The sequence below is a fragment of the Nocardia asiatica NBRC 100129 genome (assembly GCF_000308415.1).
Lineage (GTDB): Bacteria > Actinomycetota > Actinomycetes > Mycobacteriales > Mycobacteriaceae > Nocardia > Nocardia asiatica.
Genome location: NZ_BAFS01000264.1, coordinates 1 through 2809, shown reverse-complemented (window position 1 = coordinate 2809; position 2809 = coordinate 1). Strand labels below are relative to the sequence as shown.

The 2809-nt window shown below is 72.2% G+C and carries 1 protein-coding gene; it reads left to right on the top strand.

Features of this window, described 5'->3' with window-relative positions; translation table 11 throughout:
* Positions 1 to 2809: non-ribosomal peptide synthetase (locus tag ON27_RS25255; protein ID WP_043732940.1), on the top strand; the 2809-nt coding region annotated here is incomplete at both ends.

Here is a 2809-nt window from a genome sequence, read left to right as displayed (position 1 = left end):
GCGCGCCCTGCCGGAGCTGACGGTCACCGACATCAACGATTCCGGCGCGAAGGCCGCGCTGGAATCGTTGGCGCGCAAAGGTTTCGATCTCACCCGGCAGATTCCGGTGCGCCTGGCGCTGCTGCGCACCGCGCCCGGGCGGCACCTGCTCGGCGTGGTGGTGCATCACATCGCCGCCGACGGCTGGTCGCTCGGTCCGCTGACCAGGGACCTGGCCGCCGCGTACGCGGCACGCCACGACGGCGAGGCGCCCTCGTGGACGCCGCTGCCGGTGCAGTACGCCGACTTCGGGCTCTGGCAGCGTGCCTGCCTCGGCTCGGAAACCGATCCGGACAGCGCGGCGGCGACCCAGCTGGCGTACTGGCGCACCGCGCTCGCGGACCTCCCCGACCAACTGCCGCTGCCCTACGACCGGCCGCGCCCGCTCGAGCCCACCCAGCAGGCCGGGACCGTGCGCTTCACGGTGCCCGAGCGCGTGCGGCGCGGGCTCGCCGGGCTGGCCCGTGATCAGGGCGTCAGCACGTTCATGGTGCTGCGTTCGGCGTTCGCGGTGCTGCTGCGCTGCGTCACCGGCGGCCGCGACATCGTGATCGGCACTCCGGTGGCGGGGCGTAACGACACCAAGCTCGACGAACTGGTGGGCATGTTCGTGAACACGCTGGTGCTGCGCTCGGACGTGCATCCGGATCACAGCTTCGCCGACTTGCTGCGCGCCGACCGGGATACCGAACTGGCCGCCATGGCGCACGCGGACATCCCGTTCGAGCGGATCGTGGAGGAATTCGGTGCCGAGGCACGCTCCTCGGGCCGGCATCCGCTGTTCCAGGTGGCGCTGAGCGTGCAGGACGGCCCGGTGCCGACGCTGGAACTGCCCGGCCTCGCCCTGCGCGCGGAGCCGTTGGACATCGCGCTGGCGAAGTTCGACCTGGAGTTGCGCGTGTCGAACGACGCCGTCGATCCGGGCGCGGGGGAGGGCGAGCCGGACAGCGTCTTCGAATTCGTCTACGCCACCGAGCTTTTCGACGCGCGAACGATCGAGACCCTGGCCGACCGGTTGCTGCAAGTGCTCACCGCCGTCACCGGCGATCCGCGCGTGCTGGTGCGCGACGTGGACGCGCGCACCGATCACGAGCGCCGCACGCTGGCCCCGGCGCGCGGGGGGCAGGCGTCCGCACCGTCCACCTTGGCCGCGTACTTCACCGCCACCGCGCAGCGGTATCCGCACAACACGGCGCTGTGCGCGGGCACGACCTCGCTCACCTACACCGAACTCGACCGGCGCTCGAATCGCCTGGCGCGCGCGCTGATCGCGCGCGGACTGGGCCCCGGCACCCGGGTGGCGCTCGGGCTCGTCCGGTCGATCGACTCGGTGGTGGCGATGCTGGCCGCGGCGAAGTCCGGCGCGGCGTTCGTGCCGGTCGACCCGAAGTACCCCGCCGACCGCATCCAGCACATGCTCGCCGACTCCGGTTGCGCGACCGGCGTCACCGTGACGGCGCACGTGGAACAACTGCGCGCGGGCGCGCCGGCGGACCACCACACCGAGTGGCTGCTGCTGGACCGCCCGGAGTTCGCCGCCGAACTCGACGGGCACGACGACGCGCCGATCCACGACCACGAGCGCACGCGCACCATCCAGATCGCCGATCTGGCCTACCTGGTCTACACCTCGGGATCCACCGGAAAGCCCAAGGGCGTCGCGGTGACCCACAGCGGCCTGTCCAACCTGGCCGACGAGATCCGCGAGCGCATCGGCGTGGAGGAGCACTCGCGCACATTGCATTTCGCGACGCCGAGTTTCGACGCGGCGATCCTGGACCTGCTGATCGCGCTGGGCGCCGGTGCGGCGATGGTGATCTGCCCGACCGACATCTACGGCGGCGACGAACTGGCCGCGCTGATGGAACGCGAGCGGATCTCGCACGGCTTCATGACCCCGGCCGCGCTGGCCACGATCGACCACGAACGCTGGCCGCTGCCGCACGTGCGCGCGCTCATGGTCGGCGGCGAGGCGGTGGCGCCGGATCTGGTGGCGCGCTGGGCGTCGGGGCACGTGATGTGCGATGTGTACGGGCCGACCGAGACCACCGTCGTCGTCACGATCTCCGGTCCGATGCGCCCGGGCGAGCCGATCACCATCGGCAGCCTGGTGCGTGGCGCCCAGGGATTGGTGCTCGACGAGCGGCTGCGGCCGGTGCCCGTCGGCGTTCCCGGCGAGCTGTACCTCGCGGGGCACGGCCTCGCGCGCGGCTACTTCGACCGGTTCGGCCTCACCGCGACGCGTTTCGTCGCCGACCCGTACGGCTCGCCGGGCGCGCGGATGTACCGGACCGGCGACATCGTGCGCTGGAACGCCGCGGGCGAGCTGGTCTACCTCGGCCGCAGCGACCATCAGGTGAAGCTGCGCGGTTTCCGGGTGGAACTCGGCGAGATCACCGCCGTGCTCGGGGAACACCCGTCCGTGCGGTTCGCGCACACCGAGGTGCGCCGCATCGCGGGTGCCGACCGGATCGTCGCCTTCGTCCAGCCCGCCGACCGCGCGGCGGGGCTGGACACCGAGGCGGTGCGCGCCTCCGTCGCTCGGCGACTGCCCGCGCACATGGTGCCCGCCGGTATCACCGTCCTGGACGCCATTCCGCTGACCCCGGTCGGCAAGCTGGACGTCAGCGCCCTGCCGGAACCGCAGGTCGCCGCGGACTCGGCCGGTCGCGAGCCGGGAACCGATTCCGAGCGACTGGTTGCCGCGGTGATGGGCGAACTGGTCGGCGCCGACGACGTGCGCGCCGAGGACAGCTTCTTCGATGTCGGC